Origin of the sequence: Ammoniphilus oxalaticus (assembly GCF_003609605.1) — a bacterium.
Taxonomy (GTDB): Bacteria; Bacillota; Bacilli; order Aneurinibacillales; family RAOX-1; genus Ammoniphilus; species Ammoniphilus oxalaticus.
On sequence record NZ_MCHY01000009.1, the window covers coordinates 107,300 to 132,446 of the forward strand.

32 protein-coding genes are annotated in these 25,147 nt (G+C 42.5%); 5 read left to right on the forward strand and 27 right to left on the reverse strand.

Going from position 1 to position 25,147, the window contains the following annotated elements; translation table 11 throughout:
• Positions 1–3: 3 nt before the first annotated feature.
• The 8 genes from glmM to BEP19_RS11885 all read right to left on the reverse strand — a co-directional run bounded on the left by glmM (position 4) and on the right by BEP19_RS11885 (position 6,829).
• Positions 4–1,350 carry a phosphoglucosamine mutase gene (gene glmM / locus BEP19_RS11850; RefSeq protein ID WP_120190131.1) on the reverse strand — a complete coding sequence of 449 codons (1,347 nt, stop codon included), beginning with the start codon at positions 1,348–1,350 and terminating at the stop codon, positions 4–6.
• Positions 1,351–1,395: 45 nt separating this feature from the next.
• Positions 1,396–2,625 (reverse strand): CdaR family protein, encoded by a 1,230-nt coding sequence (locus BEP19_RS11855; RefSeq protein WP_120190132.1) that lies wholly within the window; start codon positions 2,623–2,625, stop codon positions 1,396–1,398.
• Positions 2,615–3,436, reverse strand: coding sequence for a diadenylate cyclase CdaA (cdaA, locus tag BEP19_RS11860; protein ID WP_120190133.1), 822 nt, complete (start codon positions 3,434–3,436; stop codon positions 2,615–2,617). Before cdaA ends, BEP19_RS11855 begins: the two co-directional genes overlap by 11 nt.
• A gap of 86 nt (positions 3,437–3,522) precedes the next feature.
• Positions 3,523–4,134, reverse strand: a complete 612-nt coding sequence (locus BEP19_RS11865; protein WP_170145362.1) for a zf-HC2 domain-containing protein — start codon at positions 4,132–4,134, stop codon at positions 3,523–3,525.
• Between the two features lie 29 nt (positions 4,135–4,163).
• Entirely contained in the window at positions 4,164–4,727 is a 564-nt protein-coding gene (gene sigW / locus BEP19_RS11870) for an RNA polymerase sigma factor SigW (RefSeq protein ID WP_120190135.1), read from the reverse strand.
• Positions 4,728–4,864: 137 nt separating this feature from the next.
• On the reverse strand, positions 4,865–5,764 hold the full coding sequence (gene rocF / locus BEP19_RS11875) for an arginase (protein WP_120190136.1): 900 nt from the start codon (positions 5,762–5,764) through the stop codon (positions 4,865–4,867).
• Positions 5,765–5,903: 139 nt separating this feature from the next.
• Positions 5,904–6,128, reverse strand: coding sequence for a hypothetical protein (locus BEP19_RS11880; protein WP_425452783.1), 225 nt, complete (start codon positions 6,126–6,128; stop codon positions 5,904–5,906).
• A gap of 68 nt (positions 6,129–6,196) precedes the next feature.
• Positions 6,197–6,829 (reverse strand): stage II sporulation protein M, encoded by a 633-nt coding sequence (locus BEP19_RS11885; protein ID WP_120190138.1) that lies wholly within the window; start codon positions 6,827–6,829, stop codon positions 6,197–6,199.
• 128 nt (positions 6,830–6,957) lie between these two features.
• On the opposite strand from BEP19_RS11885, the gene pdaB reads away from it, so the two are divergent.
• Entirely contained in the window at positions 6,958–7,719 is a 762-nt protein-coding gene (pdaB, locus tag BEP19_RS11890) for a polysaccharide deacetylase family sporulation protein PdaB (RefSeq protein WP_120190139.1), read from the forward strand.
• A gap of 25 nt (positions 7,720–7,744) precedes the next feature.
• Here pdaB and BEP19_RS11895 read toward each other — a convergent pair whose 3' ends face one another.
• A complete protein-coding gene (locus tag BEP19_RS11895) occupies positions 7,745–8,344 on the reverse strand; it encodes a KinB-signaling pathway activation protein (RefSeq protein WP_120190140.1) in 600 nt (199 codons plus the stop codon).
• Positions 8,345–8,493: 149 nt separating this feature from the next.
• Between BEP19_RS11895 and gerD the strand changes: the two genes are divergently transcribed.
• Entirely contained in the window at positions 8,494–9,120 is a 627-nt protein-coding gene (gene gerD / locus BEP19_RS11900) for a spore germination lipoprotein GerD (RefSeq protein ID WP_120190141.1), read from the forward strand.
• A 45-nt stretch (positions 9,121–9,165) separates the two neighbouring features.
• Here the strand turns inward: gerD and BEP19_RS11905 are convergent, their stop codons facing one another.
• Entirely contained in the window at positions 9,166–10,239 is a 1,074-nt protein-coding gene (locus tag BEP19_RS11905) for an Mrp/NBP35 family ATP-binding protein (RefSeq protein ID WP_245983536.1), read from the reverse strand.
• Between the two features lie 83 nt (positions 10,240–10,322).
• Positions 10,323–11,045, reverse strand: a complete 723-nt coding sequence (cwlD, locus tag BEP19_RS11910; protein WP_120190142.1) for an N-acetylmuramoyl-L-alanine amidase CwlD — start codon at positions 11,043–11,045, stop codon at positions 10,323–10,325.
• Positions 11,046–11,431: 386 nt separating this feature from the next.
• Here cwlD and BEP19_RS11915 point away from each other — a divergent pair, with 386 nt between their 5' ends.
• Genes BEP19_RS11915 through BEP19_RS11925 form a run of 3 tightly spaced genes read left to right on the forward strand, consistent with a single transcriptional unit; the run spans position 11,432 to position 13,989 of the window.
• A complete protein-coding gene (locus BEP19_RS11915) occupies positions 11,432–11,800 on the forward strand; it encodes a MarR family winged helix-turn-helix transcriptional regulator (RefSeq protein ID WP_245983537.1) in 369 nt (122 codons plus the stop codon).
• Positions 11,801–11,804: 4 nt separating this feature from the next.
• Positions 11,805–13,010 carry an MFS transporter gene (locus tag BEP19_RS11920; protein ID WP_120190144.1) on the forward strand — a complete coding sequence of 402 codons (1,206 nt, stop codon included), beginning with the start codon at positions 11,805–11,807 and terminating at the stop codon, positions 13,008–13,010.
• Positions 13,011–13,038: 28 nt separating this feature from the next.
• The gene (locus tag BEP19_RS11925; RefSeq protein ID WP_120190145.1) at positions 13,039–13,989 is read left to right on the forward strand and encodes an MBL fold metallo-hydrolase; all 951 of its coding nucleotides are present in this window, start codon (positions 13,039–13,041) and stop codon (positions 13,987–13,989) included.
• A 166-nt stretch (positions 13,990–14,155) separates the two neighbouring features.
• Here the strand turns inward: BEP19_RS11925 and spoIIP are convergent, their stop codons facing one another.
• The 16 genes from spoIIP to BEP19_RS12005 all read right to left on the reverse strand — a co-directional run bounded on the left by spoIIP (position 14,156) and on the right by BEP19_RS12005 (position 25,141).
• Positions 14,156–15,271, reverse strand: coding sequence for a stage II sporulation protein P (gene spoIIP, locus BEP19_RS11930; protein ID WP_120190146.1), 1,116 nt, complete (start codon positions 15,269–15,271; stop codon positions 14,156–14,158).
• Positions 15,272–16,246: 975 nt separating this feature from the next.
• Positions 16,247–16,642, reverse strand: a complete 396-nt coding sequence (gene rpsI, locus BEP19_RS11935; protein WP_120190147.1) for a 30S ribosomal protein S9 — start codon at positions 16,640–16,642, stop codon at positions 16,247–16,249.
• 22 nt (positions 16,643–16,664) lie between these two features.
• Complete coding sequence (rplM, locus tag BEP19_RS11940; protein ID WP_120190148.1) at positions 16,665–17,102, reverse strand: 50S ribosomal protein L13; 438 nt, start codon at positions 17,100–17,102, stop codon at positions 16,665–16,667.
• A 142-nt stretch (positions 17,103–17,244) separates the two neighbouring features.
• Positions 17,245–17,997 carry a tRNA pseudouridine(38-40) synthase TruA gene (gene truA / locus BEP19_RS11945; protein WP_120190149.1) on the reverse strand — a complete coding sequence of 251 codons (753 nt, stop codon included), beginning with the start codon at positions 17,995–17,997 and terminating at the stop codon, positions 17,245–17,247.
• Positions 17,984–18,805: an energy-coupling factor transporter transmembrane component T family protein gene (locus BEP19_RS11950; protein WP_120190150.1), complete on the reverse strand. Its 822-nt coding sequence runs from the start codon at positions 18,803–18,805 to the stop codon at positions 17,984–17,986. The genes truA and BEP19_RS11950 overlap by 14 nt, the downstream gene beginning before the upstream one ends.
• Positions 18,802–19,671 carry an energy-coupling factor transporter ATPase gene (locus BEP19_RS11955; RefSeq protein ID WP_120190151.1) on the reverse strand — a complete coding sequence of 290 codons (870 nt, stop codon included), beginning with the start codon at positions 19,669–19,671 and terminating at the stop codon, positions 18,802–18,804. The genes BEP19_RS11950 and BEP19_RS11955 overlap by 4 nt, the downstream gene beginning before the upstream one ends.
• Positions 19,656–20,471, reverse strand: coding sequence for an energy-coupling factor transporter ATPase (locus BEP19_RS11960; protein WP_120190152.1), 816 nt, complete (start codon positions 20,469–20,471; stop codon positions 19,656–19,658). Before BEP19_RS11960 ends, BEP19_RS11955 begins: the two co-directional genes overlap by 16 nt.
• 105 nt (positions 20,472–20,576) lie before the next feature.
• Positions 20,577–20,939 (reverse strand): 50S ribosomal protein L17, encoded by a 363-nt coding sequence (gene rplQ, locus BEP19_RS11965; RefSeq protein WP_120190153.1) that lies wholly within the window; start codon positions 20,937–20,939, stop codon positions 20,577–20,579.
• 29 nt (positions 20,940–20,968) lie between these two features.
• Positions 20,969–21,913 (reverse strand): DNA-directed RNA polymerase subunit alpha, encoded by a 945-nt coding sequence (locus BEP19_RS11970; protein WP_120190154.1) that lies wholly within the window; start codon positions 21,911–21,913, stop codon positions 20,969–20,971.
• 270 nt (positions 21,914–22,183) lie between these two features.
• Positions 22,184–22,582, reverse strand: coding sequence for a 30S ribosomal protein S11 (rpsK, locus tag BEP19_RS11975; protein WP_120190155.1), 399 nt, complete (start codon positions 22,580–22,582; stop codon positions 22,184–22,186).
• Positions 22,583–22,598: 16 nt separating this feature from the next.
• Entirely contained in the window at positions 22,599–22,967 is a 369-nt protein-coding gene (gene rpsM, locus BEP19_RS11980; protein ID WP_120190156.1) for a 30S ribosomal protein S13, read from the reverse strand.
• A 23-nt stretch (positions 22,968–22,990) separates the two neighbouring features.
• The gene (gene rpmJ, locus BEP19_RS11985; protein ID WP_057900126.1) at positions 22,991–23,104 is read right to left on the reverse strand and encodes a 50S ribosomal protein L36; all 114 of its coding nucleotides are present in this window, start codon (positions 23,102–23,104) and stop codon (positions 22,991–22,993) included.
• 87 nt (positions 23,105–23,191) lie between these two features.
• A complete protein-coding gene (gene infA / locus BEP19_RS11990) occupies positions 23,192–23,410 on the reverse strand; it encodes a translation initiation factor IF-1 (RefSeq protein ID WP_120190157.1) in 219 nt (72 codons plus the stop codon).
• Positions 23,411–23,417: 7 nt separating this feature from the next.
• Positions 23,418–23,729: a KOW domain-containing RNA-binding protein gene (locus tag BEP19_RS11995; protein WP_120190158.1), complete on the reverse strand. Its 312-nt coding sequence runs from the start codon at positions 23,727–23,729 to the stop codon at positions 23,418–23,420.
• Positions 23,730–23,744: 15 nt separating this feature from the next.
• A complete protein-coding gene (map, locus tag BEP19_RS12000; RefSeq protein WP_120190159.1) occupies positions 23,745–24,491 on the reverse strand; it encodes a type I methionyl aminopeptidase in 747 nt (248 codons plus the stop codon).
• Entirely contained in the window at positions 24,491–25,141 is a 651-nt protein-coding gene (locus BEP19_RS12005; protein ID WP_120190160.1) for an adenylate kinase, read from the reverse strand. Before BEP19_RS12005 ends, map begins: the two co-directional genes overlap by 1 nt.
• Positions 25,142–25,147: the final 6 nt, after the last annotated feature.

Consider the following 25,147-nt stretch of genomic DNA (forward strand, 5'->3'; position numbering starts at 1 on the left):
TCCTTACGCCAACTCTTTTTTCACCGTTTCTACGATTTGATCTACGTATTGCTGCAATTCACCTTCATCAGGACCTTCTGCCATTACACGCACAATCGGCTCCGTACCGGAAGGTCGCACGAGGACACGACCGCTGTCGCCAAGTTGTTCTTCGACCCCTTCAATCACTTGTTTAATACTCAAATTACCATTCAGTTTAGATTTGTCATTAACAGGCACATTCACTAAAATTTGCGGGAACTTTCTCATCCGCTCCGCTAGACTAGATAGCGGAATTCCCTCGGAAACCATCACATCCAGTAATTGAATTGCTGTCAACATCCCGTCGCCAGTCGTATTATAGTCAAGCATAATAATATGACCTGATTGTTCCCCGCCCAAACAGTAACCGCCCTTAATCATTTCTTCCATCACGTAGCGATCTCCGACTTGCGTCTGTTTTGCGTCGATATCCAGCTCTTCTACGGCCTTATAAAAACCAAGATTGCTCATTACGGTAGATACGACTGTATTTCTTTTTAACTTTAGATTTTTAGCCATGGACTCTGCTAAAATAAACAAGATGTGGTCCCCATCAACGATATTGCCCTTTTCATCAATGGCGATTAATCGATCTGCATCTCCATCAAACGCCAGCCCGACATCCGCCTTATGCTCTAGGACTGCCTCACGGGCATTTTCAGGATGCGTTGAACCGCAATCTTCATTAATATTAAGTCCATCTGGATTGTTATCCAGCAAGATCATATCCGCGCCAAGATCACCAAATAGTTGGGGGGCAATGGAAGAAACCGCTCCATTGGCGCAATCTAGCACAACTTTTAACCCCTCAAATTCATTTTTAACGGTCGTCTTTAGGTGGGAGAGATATTTTTGGCCTCCTTCTCGGAAATCCATCACCGCTCCGATCTCATTTCCGATTGGACGCGGCAACTCATCAACATCAGCATCTAGTAAAGCCTCTATCTCCGCTTCCAATTCATCTGTCAGCTTAAAACCATCTCCTCCAAAAAACTTAATGCCATTATCGGCAACTGGATTGTGTGAAGCGGAAATCATCACTCCCGCGTCCGCTCCTAAGGCCCTTGTAAGAAAGGACACGCCTGGCGTAGAGATCACGCCTAACCGCATCACTTCCACACCGATGGAAAGTAGTCCAGCAACCAAGGCTCCTTCTAGCATATGACCCGACACTCTCGTGTCACGGCCAATGACAACTTTTGGCCTCACTTCCGTTTTGTCTTTTGTAAGAACATATCCACCGCATCTTCCAAGTTTAAACGCTAATTCTGGAGTTAGTTCTTGGTTGGCAACCCCTCTGACCCCATCGGTACCAAAATATTTACCCAATTAAACCCTCTCCCTTTCTGGTCTTCCAATGTAATACTGTAAGCTCTATTCCACTTTTTCTATTCGAATGACAGCGCGAAGCGGCTGCGCCTCTTGCATTGTTGAAATAAAGGTCGGTAAATTGATTAAAACAGGCGCCTCATGTTCTCCAGGCGGTAAATTACTACTGTCAATATATAGTTGAATATCCTCTTTAGTTAATTCATTTACGTGTTTCACAGAACCTTGAACCATCAACGGCATTTTCCCGTTTTCAGGACTAATGAAAACAACCTTCAATCCATCGCCAAGTCCATTAATAGAAATAGGAATGTCCTCGAATGTCCGCGTGGTCGATGAAGTGATGTTGATTTCTAGTTCAATGAAATCAGGTTCCGTTTTAATCACGTTCGGAAGTAATGGAACTTTTAATTGCATAAAACGGTCTTCCTTAATTTTGGCTAAATCAATTTCTGGTCCAGGGTAGAAATTTAATTTATCAATTACTTCTAACGGTCCATAAACGGTTACTTTGTCTGTAAGCACCTTGATATCTTCAATGCTAAAACCCGCTGGAGACTCATTCACATAGCTCATCTTAATTGGCATCTGTTTATTTGGACTTGTGACAGGTATTTTCACTTCTACCACGGCTGGATTAACCTCTGCCTCGAGGGGATTACCTTTCTTGTCCAACACCCGAATCGGGACGGTTTGTTCAATCCCTGCTCGAGCGGATGCGATATCTATGTTTACTTGTACTTGTCCCATCTCGCGTATTTTACTTTCTGGTAACGTGACGTGCACTCGCTTTGGCGTAAGGATGGCTTCACCGACAGAATACCCTTCAGCCACATCTCCAACAAACTGGGCGATGACATCCTTTTCCACCGTTTGCTTTTCTTCTAAGACAACATCGACTTTCTCAGGAATGACACGGACCGATAACCCACTAGGAAACCCGCTATAATGCACTGGGACTTTCCAAGCGCCTTTTTCAAAGTCGGTAAGATCGATGTAAACCTCGTAGTCGCTTGGCGAGATATTTTTATTTAGAGCGGATGGAGCGCCTTTTAGTTCTACGGTAACCGTTTTCGGCATCTTAATAATCGCCAATCGATTGCTATCATACTTTGGCGTTAAGCTAACTTCGCTAATTCGGTAAGTTTCCACGGGATTGTTATATTTTGGAGCTCCGCTGGGTTCATTTCCATTGACAACAAACCATAAAGCAATCGCTAAAAACAAGGCGACTATTTTCACGGCATTGTTATTGCGCAACAATCTATCCATCATTTTCCTTCCCCCTCCTTCGTTGCCAAAGAGGGCGGCTCGCCCTTACGGGGGGCTGTAATTCCAACGCGAGAAACTCTTGCAGCTCGTCCTCTGAAAGATTGCGATTTATTTCACTATTCCGAGCAAGCGAAATTTGACCTGTCTCCTCAGAAACGATCAAGGAAATAGCATCCGATACTTCACTCATACCGATCGCGGCTCTGTGACGGGTCCCCAGCTCCTTATTGATCATGGGATTTTCTGATAACGGAAGATAACACCCTGCCGCCATCACATCTTCTTTACGAATGATAACCGCTCCATCGTGAAGCGGAGTGTTGGGAATAAAAATATTAATGAGCAGTTCGGAACTAACTTTTCCGCCAATTTCGATTCCTGTCTCAATGTAATCAGATAGGCCCGTTTCTTTCTCTAAAACAATCAGAGCGCCAATTCTTCTCTTTGACATGTACTGCATTGCCTTATTGATTTCTCCAACCATTCGTAACGCAACCTGATCATCTGGTTGGTTTGAACGAGAGAAGATTCGTCCTCTTCCCAGTTGTTCCAACGCGCGGCGTAATTCCGGTTGGAAGATGATTAAAATTGCTAACAAACCAATATTTAAAGCTTGTGACATGAGCCACTGCAACGTTCTTAAACCAAAGTATGTACTGAGCAGCCACGTCACCACAATGACGATAATTCCTTTAAATAGTTGGATTGCGCGCGTTCCTCTCAGAACGATAATCAATTTATAAATCAAGTAGGTTACGAGGAGAATATCAATGGCATCACTTAGATACTCTAGCATGTTTGGCAGTGGACCCATGATAAATCCCCCATCTTTTGTCTTTATAACATAGTATACACTAAGCGATAAATTGATTGCTATGTTTCTTGGGCAGTCCTTCTACGTTATGGAATAATTTGGAGCGCGATTCGTTTGATATGAAACCAAACCCATTCCACGGCCCGATTAATTTCTTCGCACTTCCCGCCAACAGACCCCGTGGAATCAAATAGGACGTTCCCATCAATAACCGTAACATTTCCCAAGACTTTCCCTTTGATTTCAAGATCAGCGTTTCGAATCAAAATATCGCCGTCTACTACACTGCTGGACGGCACGATTACCTTGCGACTAGATTCATCAATCTGTAACTTATAAAGTTGATCTGACGTTAGTTGAAATTGTTGAAAACTTGTCCAATGCGCGGCTAGACCCGCGATTAACAATAAAAAAAGTAGAGATCCGGTGACAAACAAAGGGTGGCGACGCATCTTTTGTTTCCAGATACGCGGATAGGATTCCTTCGGCAAAGCGGCGAGCACTTGATCCGTGAAATTCAATGGAGCATAAACACGCGAAGCGCTTTGAACAAAGGCAACGGTATGTTGCAAGGATTGAAATCGTTGTTTGCAAGCCGAGCAGCTCATTAAATGCCGTTTAAGTTCGAGCTCCTCTTGACGCGCTAGGTCTTCATCCAAATAATCATGAATAAGGCTAATAGCCTGTTTGCAATCCACGATTTACATCCCCCTTTCTTTACATTCGATTAAAACAAGTTTAGTTTTTTTCGCAAAGCTTCGCGGCCTCTGTGAATTCGAGTCTTAATCGTGGAGACGGGTATTTTCAAAACCTCGCTAATTTCATTTAATGATAGATCTTCTAAATAGCGCAAAACCATGACAGAGCGATATTTTGGGGTCAAGCTATTGATTGCCTCTTGTACTTGTCCTTGTAGTTCTCCCGTTAAAAATTCGTCCTCAGGGCCCTTTCCAGGATCTGATAAACGATCATGCCAGTCCAATCCGTCTGTACCGACTAACTGTTTATCAAGGGAGTACACTTGTCTTCTTTTGCGAAGTTGATCAATTGATAAATTAGAGGCAATACGATAGATCCAGGTTGAAAATTTATACTTTGGATCGTAGCTATCGATGTTCGCAAAAACACGCAGAAACGTTTCTTGAGCCACGTCCTCTGCTTCTTGCTGATTACCGACCATCCGATAAGAAACCTTGTAAACCTTATCTTTATATAGCTCCACTAATTCCGCAAAAGCTTCTCGATCCCCTTTTTTTATTCTTTTTATTAAATTTTCTTCAATCGAGCGCATGTGCCTACCCCTTTTACCCTCACCTCTAAGGTTCAATTAATATACGAAAACGTCTATCGAGAAGTTTCAAAACAAAAAGAATACATCCTTCATCCTTGTGAGAAGAACATATTCTTTATCCTGATCATCACGTAATATTATAACAGTTTGTCTCCAAATGCAGAACTCATTAATGCAACAGCGACCTTCGCCGTTTTATTCTGAATATCCAATATTGGATTTACCTCTACAAATTCGGCTGAACTTAAAATGTTAGCTTCCGCAATCATCTCCATCGCTAAATGACTTTCTCGATACGTTATACCGCCGATTACAGGGGTCCCTACGCCAGGGGCGTCATGTGGATCTAAACCATCCAAATCCAAACTCAAGTGCATTCCATCCGTTCCCTTGCCGACAATCGAAAGCGCCTCCTCCATTACCCGCGGCATACCGAGTCGATCGATTTCATGCATTGTAAAAACTTTTAGACCGATCCTTTTAATAAGCTCCTTCTCCCCTCTATCGAGCTCCCTTGCCCCAATAATCACCACATGTTCAGGTTTAATCTTTGGGTCCAACCCGCCAATACCCGTTAAATCAGGATGACCGATCCCCAACGAAACAGCCAATGACATGCCATGGACATTGCCCGACGGCGTTGTTTCCGCTGTATTTAAATCACCATGAGCGTCAAACCAGATCACGCCTAAGTCTTTTTTTCGTTTCGCCATACCGGCAATCGTTCCGATCGCAATACTATGATCACCGCCCAATATTAACGGAAATCGCCCTTTGTTCACTTCCTGTTCTACAACGATAGCTAACGCGCGGTTTACATCTACAATTTGCTTTAAGTACTTTAAATTTGGATAAACGATCGACTCTGATTCTCGTGTAGCAACTTTTAAATCACCTTTATCTTCTACCTCATATCCGATCATTTCTAATCTCTTTTTAACCCCTGCATACCGAATCGCGCTGGGGCCCATATCAACGCCTCGACGATCCGCCCCAAGGTCCATTGGCGCCCCGATTATAGAAATACGATGTGTCACTCCAATCCCCCCTCCATTTGCCACGCCCTGCTACTTCTATTTTATGAAAGGTGGTCGCCTATTTAGAAATGGACTACGCCACTTCTATAAAAAAAGAAGCTGTCTATCGCAGACAACTTCTTTTTGTTCCTACCATCGGTTAATGAACCGTGTGACTTGTTTTATTTCTTACATACTTAGCTAGCTCTGTTGGCGACGCGAGACGCCCATACATCTTAAACACGGTTGTATAGCGTTCCTCCATCGCCATTCGTATCATGCCGTCGATTCGTTTATCTCCTAAGTCTAACAACAGTTCTTCTAATTCCCTGCGCAATAAGTATTGTAACTCTTGGCATTCCTTCTGATTGAATAAAAAACCCATCAAGATACCCCAACTCCTGGAAGTTCAATGTGAATTTATCATTCCTTTCGATTACCAAAATTATGCGCTTACCCCGCTAAGTCCCCGAAAACGGAATAGATTAAAAAAGGAGTGACGACACTTTCAATGACTGCCGCGACAAACAACATAGCAATCAGCGAAACAACAATGAAGGGAAGATCTTCAAGGTTTTCTTTAAATTCGGTCAAGATCCCCGCCCTTTTATTACTAAATAGATTTCCGAACATACGGATTACAAACGTCCCATATTTGATACCCAATCCCGCCGCTAAAATAACCGCAAACAATTCAACGATACCGTGCGGAAGAATTCCTACCACCAAAATAAGCAGTGGGTTCAAACCTTTCATGGAAAATGCTTTCAACATAAAGCCAAGCAATATACCGTTTGAAATCAAAGCGAACACGGGAAATACACAAAAGAAGATACCCAAGCCTAACATCGTTAAAGAAGCCAACACATTATTTTGGAAAATGACCCAAAACATCGAGAGAGGCCCGCCGCCTTGTTCGCCGATCTTATCACCAATCTTTTCAAGCTGTTGCATCAACTCTTTTGCAACCTGTTCCATCAATGTCGCATTGAAATAACCAAGCAAACTCCCGCCAACAAATAAGAGAGTTCCCAACCATATATACTTAGAATTGGCTGAAATGATCCGAGCCAGTCTTGTGAACATTGCCAACACCTTCCTTTGTTCGTACTATAACATATTCGCGACAATTATTTTCTATTTTTTAGCATATCCCTGCCTATTTAGAAATAGATTTGTATTGGACAAACATAGGGAGGTGGGTCATCAATTTCATGAAACTTTTCTGGATATTTAACGGGACGAAGTTAAAACAATATTTTGTGATTGTCGTAGCCGCTGTTTTCGCGGTTGGGATTGCCTATGCTGAAAAACAGAACGTTTCCGTCTTTACTTCACAAACAGGACCAGCCGCTATTTACAAAGTGGACACGGATCAGAAGAAGTTAGCGTTGACCTTCGATATTAGCTGGGGTGAGCAACAGGTATCACCGATTCTTGAGATCCTTGAAGAAAAGGAGGTAAGCAAAGTGACCTTTTTTCTTTCAGGCGAATGGACAAAGGAGCACCCAGAGATTGTTAAACAAATCGATGAGCTTGGTTATGAAATTGGTTCACACGGGTACAAGCATATCAACTACAGTCGGCTCAATGACGATGAAATTAAAGCCCAGATCAGACAAGCGGATCAAATTCTTCATGAAGTCGTCGGTAAAAAACCAACTTTACTTCGCGCGCCAAACGGCGACATCGACAAACGTGTCCTAAAAATAGCGACTGACCTTCATTATTCCGTCATATTGTGGGATACCGATTCAAAAGACTGGCTTAGACCGGGCGTCGAAGAAATTGTTCAAAACGTTGTTGGCAAAGCCCATCGCGGCGACATCATTTTATTTCATGCCAGTGATTCTGCAACACAAACACACCTTGCTTTACCCGAAATCATCGATCATTTACGAAAAGACGGTTATGAATTCGTGACCGTAACCGAATTAATTACCGATGCTAAAGTCAAAGCGAAACCAATTGATTAGTTCAATTTTTTAAGGCGCTCGATCATTAAGATTGCGCGCCTGCTTTACTTTGAGTCAACCGATGAAGCTGCATAATCTGCCACGTATTGCAAAGCAATAAAGGAACGAGCATGTAAATCATGCTAGAAAAGTTGTTTTCTTTTAATGCGGGGATCCACTCGATAATGGTTACAACAAAGAGGACAAACACAGTCGGAATCGCAGCCCGAATATTTGTTTGATTCACTTTGAGAAATGCGATGAAGCACGAATAGAGTAAGATGACCAGCGGCAAAACAATATACCCCAAAAGACCGTCTCCCGCCTCTTTTCCAAATGTTGTATACCGAAGATAGATAAGATCAAAAAAAGTAAATAGAATAAGCAACACTTGAACATAAGGCCAAATTCGTTTAAAAACACCCATACCGACATTATGTATCGTTAGATAGGCGAAAAAACCCATTTGGGATACGATACTAAAGGTTGCTCCTAGGCCAAAACTCCATAACAAACCAATGAAAAGATTAGCCATTCCTGAACCCCATAATGAATTTCCTTCTAACATCATCCCCACTAATATCGCGCTAAAACCGCCAATTAATAGCGTCGTAATAAATAAATATGCCCACTTCTTTAAATTCAATGATTCTAACCTCCTTTAAAACACGATTAACCTTTATGATTGTATCAATCCTGATCTAAAAAAACCAGCCAACCTTTATTTCAATGGATAAACAAAAAAACATTCGGAAAACTAATACAGACAAAAGGTTTTTGAAAGGGGTAAAAATCGTGAATAAGTGGTATAGATGGCTTTTTCCCTTAATTTTCATCCTTACACTAATCGGTTGCGGGGGAAATGAAAATGCTCAGCTCGATTATAAAGAAACGAAATCAATGGTCCTTGACATTTTAAAGACCGACGACGGCAAAAAGGCAATTAAAGAAGCATCTTCTGGAACTCAACAGGATTTAGTAAAGACAACTGAAGTCCACGAGAGTGTCAAAGAGTCATTTAGCGACCCGCAAAATCAAGCTGCTTTTAAAGAATTGCTTAAAGACCCAAAGGTTGCTAAATCATTTGCCAAAGCGATTGAAGATGAACATAAACGATTGATGAAGGACATGATGAAAGACCCCGAATACCAACAGATGATGATTAAAGTTTTAAGTGATCCAAAGGCCCAAGAATCGCTTCTAAAAACGATGAATAGCACCACCTACCAGCAGCAAACAATGAACGTGATGAAAGAGGCTTTGCAGAGCCCCGTGTTCAAGTTAGAGATGATGCAGTTAATGGTCGAAGCGCAAAAAGAAATGATGAAACCAGAAGATGAACAGGAACAAAAAGAGAAAAAGGACGAGGGCGAAAATAAAGATGGGGGCGACGACAAAACCGGTGGGGCAGGCAGTTCTTAACAAAAAAAGGGGTTAGGATGAATTTAGTCCTAACCCCTTTTTTACTTAGTTAATCATGTTTCGCGCTAATTCGAGATAAATCGATCCGATCTTAGAATTCTCTTCGTAAACGGATGGCGCGGTATTCGGATCGTTCGGATCATAATTTGGTTGACCTAATGGAATTTGAGCAAGTACTGTCGTGCCCAACTCCGCAGCGAGCTTCTCGCCCCCGCCTTGGCCAAAGATCGCTTCCTGCTCCCCGCACTTCCCACACTCAAAGTAAGACATGTTTTCTACAACACCTATGATCTCATGTCCTGTTTTAACAGCCATGGCTCCTGCTCGGGCAGCAACAAACGCGGCTGTCGCGTGCGGTGTAGTAACAATCACTTCTTTACTCTGAGGGATCATTTGATGGACATCTAGCGCCACATCGCCGGTGCCCGGCGGCAAGTCCAGCAACAGATAGTCCAACTCGCCCCAATGAATCTCAGAAAAGAAATTACGCAGCATTTTCCCTAACATTGGCCCTCGCCAAATCACAGGTGAATTATCCTCTACGAAAAAGCCCATCGATATGACTTTGACGCCAAAACGTTCCACAGGCAAAACAAGGTCTTGAATAACGGTCGGACGCTGATCAATCCCCATCATATCAGGCACGCTAAAGCCGTAGATATCGGCATCCACGATCCCTACCCGTTTACCCAGACGAGCTAACGCGGTCGCCAAATTTACAGTGACCGTTGATTTTCCAACCCCGCCTTTTCCGCTCGTTACCGCGATAAACGTAACTTCAGATTCGGGGCTTAAAATCGGAGAAATTGCGCCTGGTTCCGTTTGACCAGGTTGGCCCCCCCTAAGTCTTGCGGTTAGTTCCGCCCTTTCCTGATCTGTCATCGATCCGAAGCGGACCTCAACTTCCTTTGCTCCAACCGATTTAACCGCATTCACCACATCATCGTGGATCGTCGCTTTCAAGGGACATCCTTGAATCGTTAAGATGACATCAAGATCAACCTTTTCCCCCTCAATATTAATGTTGCGAATCATATTTAAATCGACGAGACTAATATGTAACTCCGGGTCTTCAACCTTCTTTAGCGCGTCAAGAATTCGTTGTTCTGTTAGGCTCACGATATATTTCCCCCCAATTCATGCATTATCCAGTTATCCAATATGTTCCATTCATTATACCATAGTCTTAGACAGCATTATAGCTATTCCACATATTCCGAATCGGGGATGCTTTCGTCGCTATAATATCTTAAAATTCCTTGATAGATCGCGTTAGCCATACTTTTTTGATATTTTACTGACGATAATTTTGCCGCTTCACCTGGATTAGACAGAAAACCAACCTCAACAAGAGCTGCCGTCATCTCCACATTTTTCAGTAAATAAACGTTTCCAATCTTTTTGGCAAAACGATCCGTATTTTCTAGTTTGTCTTTAATTTCATCTTGAATAAGAAAAGCAAGCGTCTGGTTTTCTTGTTTAGACGGGAAGTAAAAAGTTTGGGCGCCATACCAGCGTGGTGAGGGAATCGCATTCAAATGAATACTAACCATCATATCCGCTTCACTTTCATTAACCATCTTTACTCTACGATGAATATCTTCCCGTTTCCGCTGCCCTAGTTTCCCACCTTGCGACAGATCCACGTCCTCTTCTCTCGTCATAATCACCAATGCTCCCGCCTGTTGAAGAAAATCTCGGAGGTATAGTGAAATATCGAGGGCGACATCCTTTTCAATTAGCCCGTCTCGACTAACTGCCCCGCCATCAAAACCGCCATGCCCTGGATCAATCGCTATGATCGCTCCGGATAATGGAAGTGACCACGCCGTCCAGGAATTATTCTCAGGGTATTCATAGGTTAATATGGATATTAACAGCAAAAAACAGGCCAGCCATAAAAGCGCCTTCTTGCGCTTAAGCATGAAGCACCACCTCGTCCTATGTTATCCCTATCATCATATGGGACGAGGTTCTCCAATATGACCCTTACATCAAGTGTAATTTTCATCATATATGGGTCATTATTATCGTCCAAAAAAATGTGGACCCTGTTCACCATTGTTGCTAGTTCCTTCTAGATTCATACACGGATAAAAAGGAATTTAGTTAGTTTGATGTGGAATATATTATGGTGGAGGGAGGTTGGGCGCGCGGTAAATTTTACTTCATTCCCGAGACCATTGATCAAGCGATCTTTACAAATTAGAACACCTCAAATATAATAGCCTGTATACTATTTACCTAGATAAATAAATGGGAGGGCACAAAAATTAAACCGATCATTCACGAACTTTTTCAGAAAACACGATTGTTAAATAAAGAGTTGAATCAGGTATTAAAGAAGCATGATTTGTTTGCCGCGCAGTGGTCCGTTTTATATTACGTAAATCAACGTGGGGAGACGACATTAACACAAATTTGGAAATACCTAAACGTAGAAGCGCCAACTGTTACACGAACCGTGAAGCGCCTTGAAGAACTTGGTTGGCTTTCAACATACACGGGAGATGATCGCCGGGAAAAGAGAGTGCGATTAAAAGCAGACGCAAGCGAACGTCTACCCGAGATACTTGAGACTGTCAATTTCTTTGAACGTAAGCTGATGGCTAACCTGACTGAATCCGAACAAGATCTACTAATGGACTTATTAAACAAACTAGATAACGAAAGAAGTTGATTTTTTGCAGAGAGAAGACACTATCTGGACGAAGGGATTTATCAGTTTATTTTTTGCTAATTTATTTATTTTTATCGTTTTCTACGGCTTAGTAGCTGCGCTACCGCTTTACGCGCTTGGTGTTCTGGGAAAAACGGAACAGCAAGCTGGTCTATTGATGTCTGTCTTCATGATTTCCGCGATTATCGTCCGCCCTTTTACCGGAAAAATTCTTGATACTGTAGGAAAAAGAAGGTCGCTTTGGCTGAGTTTGATTTTCTTCTTGATCTGCACCCTTTTTTATTACCTTACTCCATCATTTGGATGGTTGCTTTGTCTTCGTTTTTTCCATGGTATCTGGTTCGGCGTTTTAACGACAGCCTGCGCGTCAATTGCGGCAGACATCATTCCCGCCCGTAGACGGGGGACAGGCTTAGGTTATTTTACAATGTCAATGAACCTTGGTGTTGTGCTTGGACCACTTGTCTCCTTATCCGTTATACAGGCCTATTCTTTCCATACTCTATTTATTATTTTAAGTTTATTTATGATAATCGGCGCGATCATTTCTATCTTAGTACCCGCTTATGAAGAATGCTCTTTACCAAGTAAAGTGAAAAAGAAACTTTCCATCCACGATCTTTTTGAAAAGAAAGCCTTACCCGTTGCTTCGCTCGCATTACTAATTGGGATATCATATTCAAGTGTTCTATCTTACTTATCCATCTATGCCCAAGAAAGAGGACTACTCCATCTGACAAGCGTCTTCTTCCTTGTGTATACATCGGTTATGCTTCTAACTAGACCGTTCACAGGAAGGTTGTTTGATAGCAAGGGACCCTTGTATGTTGTGTATCCCGGATTAATCAGTTTTATCATTGGGCTTGTGTTATTAGCTTATACTAATTCACCAACCACGTTCTTGATCGCAGGCGGCTTCGTCGGTCTTGGCTACGGTTCAATAGTGCCCAGCATGCAAACCATGGCGATTCAATCTGTAAAAATTGAACGAAGCGGCTATGCAACCGCCACCTTTTTTACACTCTTCGATACGGGCATTGCAATCGGATCCTTTCTCTTTGGCATTATTGCCGTAGCAAAAGGCTATTCGCCGATCTACATCATTTCTGCAGTCGTTGTAGGTTGTGTAATCGTCTTAACTGCGCTCAAAAGTCAAAGTAAACAAGTGAAAGAAACAGCGGATATTGTGAGTGAAGCAGGTCCATTCTAGTAAATAAAAGAAGGGAGTCTTTAACGCCATGGCAAGGAAAAGATATGAAAATTACAACAATGTATGTACGACTAGAACCTTCCTCGACCTGCTTCGTTGGTCGAGGGAAAGGCGAGCGAAAAAGAAGGATTTAACGATCCAGATTCCCCAACATGGCGCAAAACAAATCAAAGAGTTGTATCATAATCAGAATTTCCCCTCCATTACGTGGATTGGACACTCAACATTCCTTATTCAATTAAATGGAGTCAATATTTTAACAGATCCTGTTTGGTCAAAACGGATGGGTTTTCAAAAACGATTGACTAGACCAGGCATTCCAATTGATGAATTACCCAAGATAGATCTTGTATTGATCTCGCATGGTCACTACGATCACCTCAGTTTTGGGTCGATTAAGAAATTAAAAGGGGATCCGACCTTCTTCGTTCCGATTGGGTTAGGCTGCGCTTTTAAACGACGCGGATATGATCAAGTTGTGGAAGCGGATTGGTGGGATCATTTGCGCTTTGATTCCGTGGATTTCACGTTTGTTCCCGCCCAGCATTGGACACGCCGAACTCTAACCGATATGAACACTTCACGCTGGGGTGGCTGGGTCATAGAAAACACTGCCCTGGACCGCTGTATTTATTTTGTTGGAGACACAGGATATTTCGAAGGTTTTAAAGAAATTGGTGATAAATTTAACCATGATATCGTTTTAATGCCGATTGGGGCGTATGAGCCTGAATGGTTTATGCAACAAACCCACATTAATCCAGAGGACGCCATTAAAGCTTTTGTAGAACTAAAAGGGAAACTGTTTATTCCGATGCATTATGGCGCGTATCGATTAGCCGATGATACAGGACCTGAAGCTCTCGAACGGATGTACAGGGAGTGGAACAGACTAAAACGAACCGGTGATTCTTTAGCTGTCTTAAAATTAGGCGAAACGCTCTGGTTAAAAAATAAGGGCTCTCAGCCGATTGATTGAGAGCCCTTATTTTTTTAATTCCTCCTCGAAAAGGGCTTTTAAAGCCATCAAACTTCCCGCAATAAAAAGGGAGATCGTGATCATCCAAGGAAATAAAATATACGAAATCAACGTGGATAGATGAGTGAACAAGAGCCACCGAACAGATCTTCTCAAATGAATCATACTACATCGGACGTTCCTCATCGTTAATCGGTTGATCCACCTTTTTATCATCCTTGAAGTAAATGTCCGCAAAAACATCCGCGATCGCTTCTGCAGTGAGGTAACATTCCTCTAACGTATTTTCTGGTCCGCCGACTTCTATTAATAAGGCATTAGGAGAAAGCGATTGATTATATTCACCGTTACCTTTTGCGGAGTTTTTATAATCGACTGGTCTCGTTATACCAGGGTACCTTTCTTCTAACAAGCGGTTAAATTCATTCGCTAATTTCTCATTTTCTTTCCAGCCTGGATTCGCCTGTCCAATCACAAATTTAACGCGAGCGTAATTCTTTTCGTTAATTTTCATTGTTGAAGCGTCCTTCTTGGATGAGTCCCGATGTAAATCAAACACAAAGGAAATATCGTTATGTTTCGCCATCGCCTCTTTGACAATTTTAGACGAGACCGCATAGGAAAGCGGGTACGAAAGCCCTTCGTCTTCCAACCTTTTTTGTATATCCACATTATCAAATTTTGTTTGAATGCCCCTCTTTTCCAACTCCTCCGCTAATTTTTGGCTTACTAACGTGATATTTGTTTTGTCATCATAGGCATTATTAAGATTCGGATCTTTCGTCACAAAAGTCCAGGATTCCGTATTATGGGTATTGTATAAGTAAACTGAACGCGGTGGTGGTGTTGCTTGCGCTTCCATCTCTTCCTTTGTTTGCTCTACCTGTCCTTTAATCACATCTAGTGGAGCAGGTGATTCAGTAGCAATAAACTCTTCTATGATCGGATCTTTTACAGGATTAAAAGCTGACAATCCGGGTATTTCACTTTCCATGACCGTTAGTAAGTTAGTAGGCTCTACATTAATAAACATTTGCAACAAATAAAGGGAAAACGGCAATGGCGGATCTTCCGCATCCACCGATTCTAAGCGAAGATATGGAATCTCATGCTCCAACGCCCCCACAATAAGCTTATTCGATAATTCTGTAACAGCTTGTCTAAGAAGAGGCGGAAAGTGATCCTTATAATGATTTCCAACGACCCATGATGCGCTTGTTACTAAAAGGAAACCGCATAACGTGATCACGATCACCATATTCGGCAATGTTAACCTATTCATAACCACACCTTTGAATGATTTAATTTGCGCAAAGATGAGACAAAATCCCCTGGGTCCCTCCCTGCTTTTCTAAAAGAAGACTGCCTTCTCCTTCATGTTTCTTTTATAAGTCTATGAACAAGCTTATGATTTGAGGACAAGAAAATAAAAAAACCTCTCTCGAAGTGACTGAGAAAGGTTAATTCGTTCATATACCGAACGGAATCTATTTACAAATAACAAGAACTTAGAGAATACCTGTGACATGATCAGGTTTTGCAATTTATTTACCAAAAAATAATAAGAACCGCTTTGGGCGTGGGCAAAAGTAAGCAAGTTTTGCTAAATCAAAAATACTCTCCGCATCCCTTCATTCTATTAACTTTAAAGACAAATCCCCATCGATTTTATGATTACATTTATGCTAGGTCTGAAAAATATTCTTGGGGAATAAAATCTTCTTTGTTTTTTTGAACTTCCTCAGGAGAGGCTGTTAGAATACTTAACCCTAAGAGAACTACGCAACATAAAAAAAGAAATACCATACTAGACCACCCTCCGTACAAAAGTCGTTTTATGACATCATTTGCTTACAATTATATTGAAGGTCTATTGAATCTTGCTAAATAGGAAATTAACAAATTATTAACTTTATTTAGCTCAGTGTTCTTTGCCAGCCAAATAACTCATTCAGGAAGTCCCGAAAAATTCTGAAAATGGTTGACCACTTTCCCTTTTTATCATTTTCATTGAACTTTTTCACGTCTCCCTCTGACCGACTGAATACAGCTTAGCTCAATAATTTAAATTCGATAAGTACTAACTTTTCTTAGTACCCCTTGAACCATTCCGTAAATAATTCAATCTCAAAAATAAACAAAAACAGCCCGAGCTAATGAATGAATTAATGATGGTCAAAATATGGTCAAATACTGTTATTATACACAAAAAAGACCCTCCCCACCGAAGTGAAAAGGGTCTTGAAACGTTCGTATATTAACGTTTTGAGAATTGAGGCGCGCGACGAGCTCCACGAAGACCGTATTTCTTACGCTCTTTCATGCGTGGGTCACGCGTTAAGAATCCAGCGCGCTTAAGCGAACCGCGACTGTCTGGGTCTGCTTGTAATAACGCGCGAGAAATACCGTGACGAATCGCCCCGGCTTGTCCCGTTGTTCCGCCACCGCGAACGTTAACAAGCACATCATACTTACCTACTGTTTCTGTTAAGTTTAAAGGTTGTTTTACGATCAGCTTTAATACCTCTAAACCGCCAAAGAACTCATCCATCTCACGCTTATTAATCAAAATACGTCCGTCGCCGGGTACTAAACGCACACGAGCTATGGACTCTTTACGACGTCCTGTTCCGTAATATTGTACAGTTGCCACGAATTAAATCCTCCTTTAATCCTTAACCGCGAATTTCTAAAACTTCAGGTGTTTGAGCCGCATGTGGATGCGATTCGCCTGTGTATACTTTTAACTTTGTAAATAATTGACGACCTAAACGGTTTTTCGGAAGCATTCCTTTAACCGCTAGTTCAACTAATCTTTCCGGTCTTCTTTGTAGCATTTGAGCAGCAGTAAAAGTCTTTAATCCACCAGGATATAAGGAGTGGAAATAGTACTTCTTATCATTTAATTTATTCCCAGTAAGCTTTACTTTTTCCGCATTTATAACGATAACAAAGTCTCCCGTGTCTACATGTGGTGTAAACTCAGGCTTGTTTTTTCCGCGAATAACTGTTGCGATTTGGCTAGCAAGACGACCTAATGTTTGTCCTGCAGCATCAACAACATACCATTTCCGCTCAACTTGATTAGGCTTAGCCATATATGTGGTACGCATCGATTACCCTCCTAAATCTTTCAAAAAAATCATCTGTCATTACTTTATAAATAATCGTTCGAACATTTATTTTAAACCCCGGGCGTGGGAGGTAGGAATTTAAAATAACCATCTTATATCTTATAATAAATAAATATAATAGTCAACTGTGTTCATACTTTACATTCCAAAGAAATAAACCTTCTGGCGGCGCGGTCATACCCGCTAAGCGTCGATCTTTCGCTTCAAGAATTTCTTGGACACGTTCGACCGCTACCTTGCCAGAGCCAACCTGAATTAAAGTCCCAACCATGATACGCACCATATTGTATAAAAAACCATTACCGCGAAAAGTCAGCCAAATTTGCCCTGGCGATTCTTCATGGATCTCAATCTCATAGACATGACGTATTTTATTTTTTACAACCGCTCTCGCCGCGCAAAAGGAAGTGAAATCCTGTTCGCCAATCAGACTTCGCGTGGCTTCTCGCATGAGTCCAATGTCCAACGAATAAGGGATGTGCCAAGCATACTTACGCGTGAATACATCGGGCAATCGACGATTCCATAAACAGTAACGGTATGTCTTTTCTATTGCATCAAAACGGGCATGGAATTGGGAAGGTACGTGAGTGGCTTCAAGAATAACGATATCATCAGGTAGCTGAGCGTTCAAGGCGAGCGGCCAGCGTTCCTCAGGAATGCGTAGAGATGTGTCAAAGTGAAACACCTGTCCTCTTGCATGGACGCCAGCGTCTGTTCGACCAGAAGCGTAGATCCGCGTCGGCACTTTTACAATACCTTGTAAAGCCTCTTCAATCCTCTGCTGGATCGACATCACGTTATCCTGAAGCTGGAACCCCCCATAATTACCGCCGTCATAACTTACCTTACATTTGATTCTAGATAATTGCATTAAACCACCCTTTAAAAATAATGAACAATAGGATTAGGATAACACTGAAAAAGAGCAACGCCAGATCACGCCTCGACCAACGTAATTCCCTTAATTTTGTTCGACCCTCCCCGCCGCGATAACCTCTCGCTTCCATCGCTAACGCTAATTCTTCCGCTCTGCGAAAGGTGCTTACAAACAGCGGAATGAGTAAAGGAATCATATGCTTTGCCCGTTTTAAAACGTTTCCCGATTCGAAGTCTGCCCCGCGTGAAACTTGCGCCTTTATAATTTTATCTGTCTCCTCGATTATAGTAGGAATAAACCGAAGCGCGATCGACATCATCATCGCCAGTTCATGAGCGGGCAAACCAAATCTCGTAAAAGGGTGGAGCAGGCTTTCAATTCCATCCGTCAAGTCAATCGGTGAGGTTGTTAAAGTTAGCAGAGATGCCATGACAATAAGCAAGATGAAACGAATACTAATAAAAACGGCTTGTCGCGCGCCTTCTTCATGAATTTCAATCCATTTCCACGTAAACAGCGTCTCCCCACCTTTGGTCATAAATACATGAATCAATGCAGTAAACAGGATAATCCATAAAATGGGTTTTATGCTTCTACCAATATAAGTTAGTGGAATTTTCGTTAGCAAGATTGAAAATAGAGAAAAGCCAATCAGGGTTAGGTAGACGCTCACTTCATTCGCCCCAAAAACAAGACCGACAAACAAAAGAAGAAACAACAACTTTGAACGCGGATCTAATCGGTGGATAAAAGATTGGCCTTGAAGGTATTGACCGATTGGAATCTGATTCAAGAAATTCATCTTTTACCCACCTTTTTTCTTTTCAACAAAGCATTAACTAACTGATCCATTGAAAAGATATTTGTCGGCAACGGCGATTGTAACTTCTCATTTAATTGTCTTACAAACTTACTGATTTCAGGCAGATCTAAACTAATTTGACGCAACCGCTTTTCTTGCTCAAAAATTTCCGCGGGCGTCCCTTGCATAAAAACCTGTCCATCATTTAAAACGACAATTTGATCGGCATATTGGGCGGCATCCTCCATATTATGAGTAACAAGGATCGTTGTCCACTTCTCTTGACGATGCAAACGGTATAGTTGATTCAGGATATCCCTTTTTCCTTGAGGATCCAAGCCTGCCGTTGGTTCATCCAAAATAAGCGTCTGCGGTTGAAGCGCTAAAACACCAGCAAGCGCCACCCGTCGCTTTTGTCCGCCGCTAAGTTTAAATGGTGACTCGTCTTTGAAACGATCATACTCTAAACCGACAACTTTCATCGCTTCTTTCACACGGGTCATCGCCAATTCATAAGGAAGATCATAGTTTAACGGACCAAAAGCAATATCCTTTTCAACCGTTTCTTCAAAGAGTTGATACTCTGGGTATTGAAAAACAAGCCCTACATTTTTGCGCAAGGCGTGTAATTTCATTTTCTTTGAAGTAGAAGTAATGACTGTATCACCTATTTGCACTTCCCCAGATGAAGGCCGTAATAACCCATTAAAGTGCTGAATCAAGGTTGATTTTCCAGATCCAGTCGGACCAATAATTGCAGTAAAACTCTCAGATGGGATCACTAGATTCACTTGATCTAAAGCAATTCGTTCGTACGGGCTCCCTTGTCCATAAATATGGGTAAGGTCCTTTACAATAAGTTCCATAGCCGTTCCACCAATTCATCCGTTTTCCATATATCAACAGAAAGAGGAACCCCTTTTCTGCGTAACCGATCCGCCAATTCAACGACAAACGGGACATCTAATTGAATACTGCGTAACTTACTGATCTGTTTAAAAACATCTTGCGGCGTTCCTTGAAGAAAGAGTTCGCCCTTATTCATTACGAGCAGCCGATCGCAAATTAAAGCCTCATCAGGGTAATGCGTAATATTGACGACGGTGATCCCCTCTTGATGAAGCTTGCGCATCGTTTCCAATAACTCCTGCCGACCAATGGGATCGAGCATGGCTGTGCTTTCATCTAGTACAATCACTTTCGGTTTCATCGCCAAAATCCCCGCGACAGCAACCCGCTGTTTTTGTCCCCCGGACAATTGATGGGGCTGACGATCACGATATTCCCACATCTCAACTTGATCTAGAGCCCATTCGATGCGTTCGATCATTTCTTTTCGCGCAACACCGAGGTTTTCTAAACCAAAAGCAACGTCATCTAGTACCGTTGGAGCGACAAACTGGTTGTCTGGATTTTGAAATACCATTCCTATCCATTGTCTAATCCGCCACAGATTTTCTTTTTCTGAAGCGCAAAGACCTTGTACAGATACACGGCCTGAGGATGGCTGCAACAAGCCATTCATATGCTTGGCCAACGTCGATTTACCTGAGCCATTATGTCCGATGATCGTAACAAACTCACCTGCTTCAATCGTCAAGTCAATCCCGATAAGCGCAGGCTGCTCCTGTTCATACGAAAAGCAAACTTGTTTAAACGAAATCAAGCGAGGCCCTTCCTTTTTTCTGAATTTGGACAACAAAAAAAGGGCACAGAATCAGAATCAAAAATAACGTTAGATTCTGCCCCACCCTTTTTGTCTGAAACTAGATTATACGAGTTCCAAATACACCATAGGCGCTCCGTCTCCACGGCGAGGCCCAAGTTTAAGAATACGAGTATAACCGCCATTACGTTCATCATAACGAGAAGCGATATCATCAAATAACTTTTGAACTGCGTCTTGACCAGATGTTACATCCGCAACTTCATTGCGCACAAACGCAGCCGCTTGACGGCGCGCATGTAGGTCTCCGCGTTTTGCTAAAGTAATCATTTTTTCCGCGATTGAACGAACTTCTTTCGCTTTTGCTTCCGTTGTTTCGATACGCTCATTAATAAACAAATCTGTTACTAAATCGCGGAACAACGCTTTACGCGCAGATGTTCTACGGCCAACTTTAGAATGTGCCATGCTAGTTCCCTCCCTTTTAACTGGGTTAATTAATCATCTTTACGCAGGGCGAGATCGAGTTCTGCCAGTTTCGTTTGAACTTCTTCCAATGATTTTCGGCCAAGGTTACGAACTTTCATCATATCTTCTTCCGTTTTCATCGTCAGTTCTTGAACTGTGTTAATCCCTGCCCGCTTCAGACAGTTATAAGAACGAACTGAAAGATCAAGTTCTTCAATCGTCATTTCAAGAACTTTTTCTTTCTTATCTTCTTCTTTTTCTACCATAATCTCAGCTTCCTGAGCTTCCTCAGTTAAGCCAATAAATAGATTCAGATGTTCATTCATGATTTTAGCGCCAAGGCTTACCGCTTCTTCCGGACGGATGCTTCCGTCTGTCCATACATCAAGCGTCAACTTATCAAAGTTCGTCACCTGTCCAACACGCGTATTCTCAACTTGATAGTTTACACGCGTAATCGGCGTATAGATCGAGTCAATTGCAATGACTCCAATCGGTTGTTCGGGATCCTTGTTTTGATCAGCTGGAACATACCCCCTGCCGCGACTCGCCTTCAAGCGAATATGCAGTCGTGCATCTTCTTCCAGAGTAGCAATGTGTAGATCAGGATTTAGAATCTCAACATCACTATCCGCGCGGATATCGCCAGCTTTGACATCCCCGCCACCCTCAGCGTCAATCTCGAGGTACTTCTCTTCATCTGAATGAATCCGTAAAGAGAGTTGTTTTAAATTGAGAATAATTTGCGTCGTATCTTCTACTACCCCTTCGATCGTAGAGAATTCATGTAATACCCCGTCAATTTGAACACTAGTGACAGCCGCTCCAGGTAGAGAAGATAGTAAAATACGACGTAAGGAGTTCCCAAGTGTTGTTCCATAGCCACGCTCAAGAGGTTCTACGACAAACTTACCATAGGTAGAGTTCTCATTTATATCTACTACTTCTATTTTAGGCTTTTCTATTTCAATCATATCCAAACCCTCCTTCAAACGTCGAAAATTCCGGTAGCAGATCGGGACCAATCAAGGTTCAAAGGTGTGGAAATACACTCCGTAAACCCCAAAGATGCCTGGAATCCATACCTGCCCCATGACCGGAATTCCCATTCGGCGGTTACCAAGTAGATCGCATCCTAAGTTTTGATTACCCGTTCTCATGCATAAGAAACCTGCGCTACTCCCATCCATTATGGACAGATAACGAATGCCTTAAACTTCTTACTCTAGAGAAAATCCGCCAGATTAGACACGACGACGTTTTGGTGGACGGCACCCGTTGTGCGGAATAGGAGTCACATCTTTAATCATGTTCACTTCTAATCCAGCAGCTTGCAGAGAACGGATCGCGGCTTCGCGTCCAGCCCCTGGGCCCTTTACCGTTACTTCTACAGATCTCATACCATGCTCCATTGCTGTTCGAGCCGCTTGCTCTGCAGCCATTTGCGCAGCAAAAGGCGTGCTTTTACGTGAACCTTTAAAACCTAGTCCACCTGCGCTCGCCCAAGAGACTGTATTGCCATGAGGATCTGTAATCGTCACGATCGTGTTATTGAATGTTGATCGAATGTGAGCGACGCCAGCCTCAATGTTTTTTCTGTCACGACGTTTCGTACGGGTTGCAACATTTCTTCTTTTCGCCATCTAATGTTTACCTCCTTTACTTCTTCTTATTAGCGATAGAACGACGCGGACCTTTGCGTGTTCTTGCATTCGTCTTTGAGCGTTGTCCACGAACAGGCAAACCTCGACGATGACGGATTCCGCGGAAGGATCCAATCTCCATTAAACGCTTAATGTTTAGAGACACTTCACGACGAAGATCCCCTTCAACTTTAATGTTTTTATCGATATATTCACGAAGTTTATTCACTTCTTCATCTGTCAAATCGCGAACACGCGTATTCTCATTTACTCCAGTATCGGCAAGAATCTTATTGGCTGTTGAACGGCCAATTCCAAATATATATGTTAAACCAACTACGACGCGTTTTTCACGCGGCAAGTCAACTCCCGAAATACGGGCCATGGTGACGACACCTCCTCAAAATATTAACCTTGTCTTTGCTTATGCTTCGGATTTTCACAAATAACCATTACTTTCCCTTTGCGACGAATGATTTTGCACTTTTCGCAAATTGGCTTTACGGATGGTCTTACTTTCACGTTAACTACCTCCTGTTACTACTTCTGCATGTCCCGATTTGACCTATGAATATCAGAAGTAAATGCTGTGACGCGACTGCGTCTCATTTATTTAAAGCGGTATGTGATCCGTCCTCTTGTTAAATCATACGGAGATAATTCAACCGTCACTTTATCACCCGGTAAGATACGGATAAAGTGCATGCGAATCTTCCCAGAAACGTGCGCTAGAATCTCATGCCCATTCTCTAATTCGACTTTAAACATCGCATTGGGTAGCGGCTCAACGACCGTACCTTCAACTTCGATTACGTCTTCTTTAGCCATAGAGGGCTCACTCTCCTTTGCTTTGTACTTCTTCTTGCAGCGATTCAAGAAACTTGTTCATCGCATATCTTAACTTGCTATTAGTCACTCTTCCCGATTGAAGTAGACTTTGACGCACCTCTTCTGAGATATAATCCAAAAACTTCAGATGAAGGATGTTTTTCTTCTTTGGACGATCAAATTTCCGTTTGTCACCATCCGCAATGAGCACAAAACGATCATCCAATTGTTTAATAACAATGGCGTATTTACCTTCTTCTCGTCCTTTTAAGTTTAAAACGATCTGACCGATAGCGCGTCGCTTCTCGGTATCATTCACTATGGATCACCTACATCAGAGCTTAGTCAAAATTTCACAACCGTCTTCAGTAATTGCAACAGTATGCTCATAATGAGCGCATAGGGATCGGTCAACTGTAACAACTGTCCAATTATCCTCCAATGTACGAACATAGCGTTCTCCAGCATTAACCATCGGCTCAATGGCCAAAGCCATTCCGGGTTGCAGTCGAGGTCCTCTGCCTGGAGGTCCGTAATTAGGGATTTGGGGATCTTCATGAAGGTTCTTTCCAATCCCATGTCCCACGTATTCACGAACGATCGAGTAGCCTTCGGCTTCTACATACGCCTGAATCGCGTGAGAGACATCAGATAACCTTGCCCCTGGCTTTGCCTGTTCAAGTCCTTTAAACAAAGACTGTTCTGTTACATCCATCAATCGTTTCGCTTCCTCGGAAATTGCGCCAACCGCGTAAGTCCAGGCGGAGTCACCATGATATCCTTGAAAATCTGCCCCGATATCTAAACTAATGATATCTCCGTCTTCTAACACACGACTCCCAGGAATGCCATGTACAAGCTCCTCATTCACTGAAGTACAAATGCTACCGGAGAATCCCCCATAACCTTTGAAGGATGGAATAGCATGATGAGATCGAATAAACCGATCTGCAATTTGATCTAATTCTTGTGTTGTAATACCCGGACGAATCCACTTTGCTAGTTCTTGATGCGTCAAGGCCACAATCCGCCCAGCCTCGCGCATAATTTCTAGCTCTGCTTTCGACTTCCTAATGATCATTAGGCCTGACCTCGCAATAACTTTGCAATATCATCGAACACTTTGGAAATCTCCTGCTGTCCATCTATATTTCTCAACAATCCTTTCTCCTCATAGAACGAAAGTATCGGAGCAGATTGTTCAATATTTACATCTAGACGTGTCGCAACAGTTTCTTCATTGTCGTCATCACGCTGATATAGCTCACCGCCACATTTGTCGCAGACGCCCTCTTGGGAAGGAGCGTGGAACAAGACATGGAAGGAAGTGCCGCAGCCGCGACAGATTCGTCTACCGGTCAATCTGCCTAGGAGCTCGCTACGATCTACTTCTATGTTAATCACGTGATCAATATGACGGCCTAACTCGTCGAGAATCCCGTTTAACGTCTCGGCTTGAGCAGCCGTTCTCGGGAAACCATCGAGTAAAAATCCTTTATTGCAATCATCTTTACCTAATCGTTCCTTCACAATACCATTCACAACGTGATCAGGCACAAGCAGACCCTGATCCATGTACTTCTTCGCTTCAACACCCATTTCCGTTTTGTCATTAACCGCCGCGCGAAACATATCGCCCGTGGAAATGTGCGGGACATCAAAAATTTCAGCAATTCTCTCTGCTTGTGTTCCTTTACCGGCTCCTGGTAATCCCATTAGAATAATATTCATATTGGC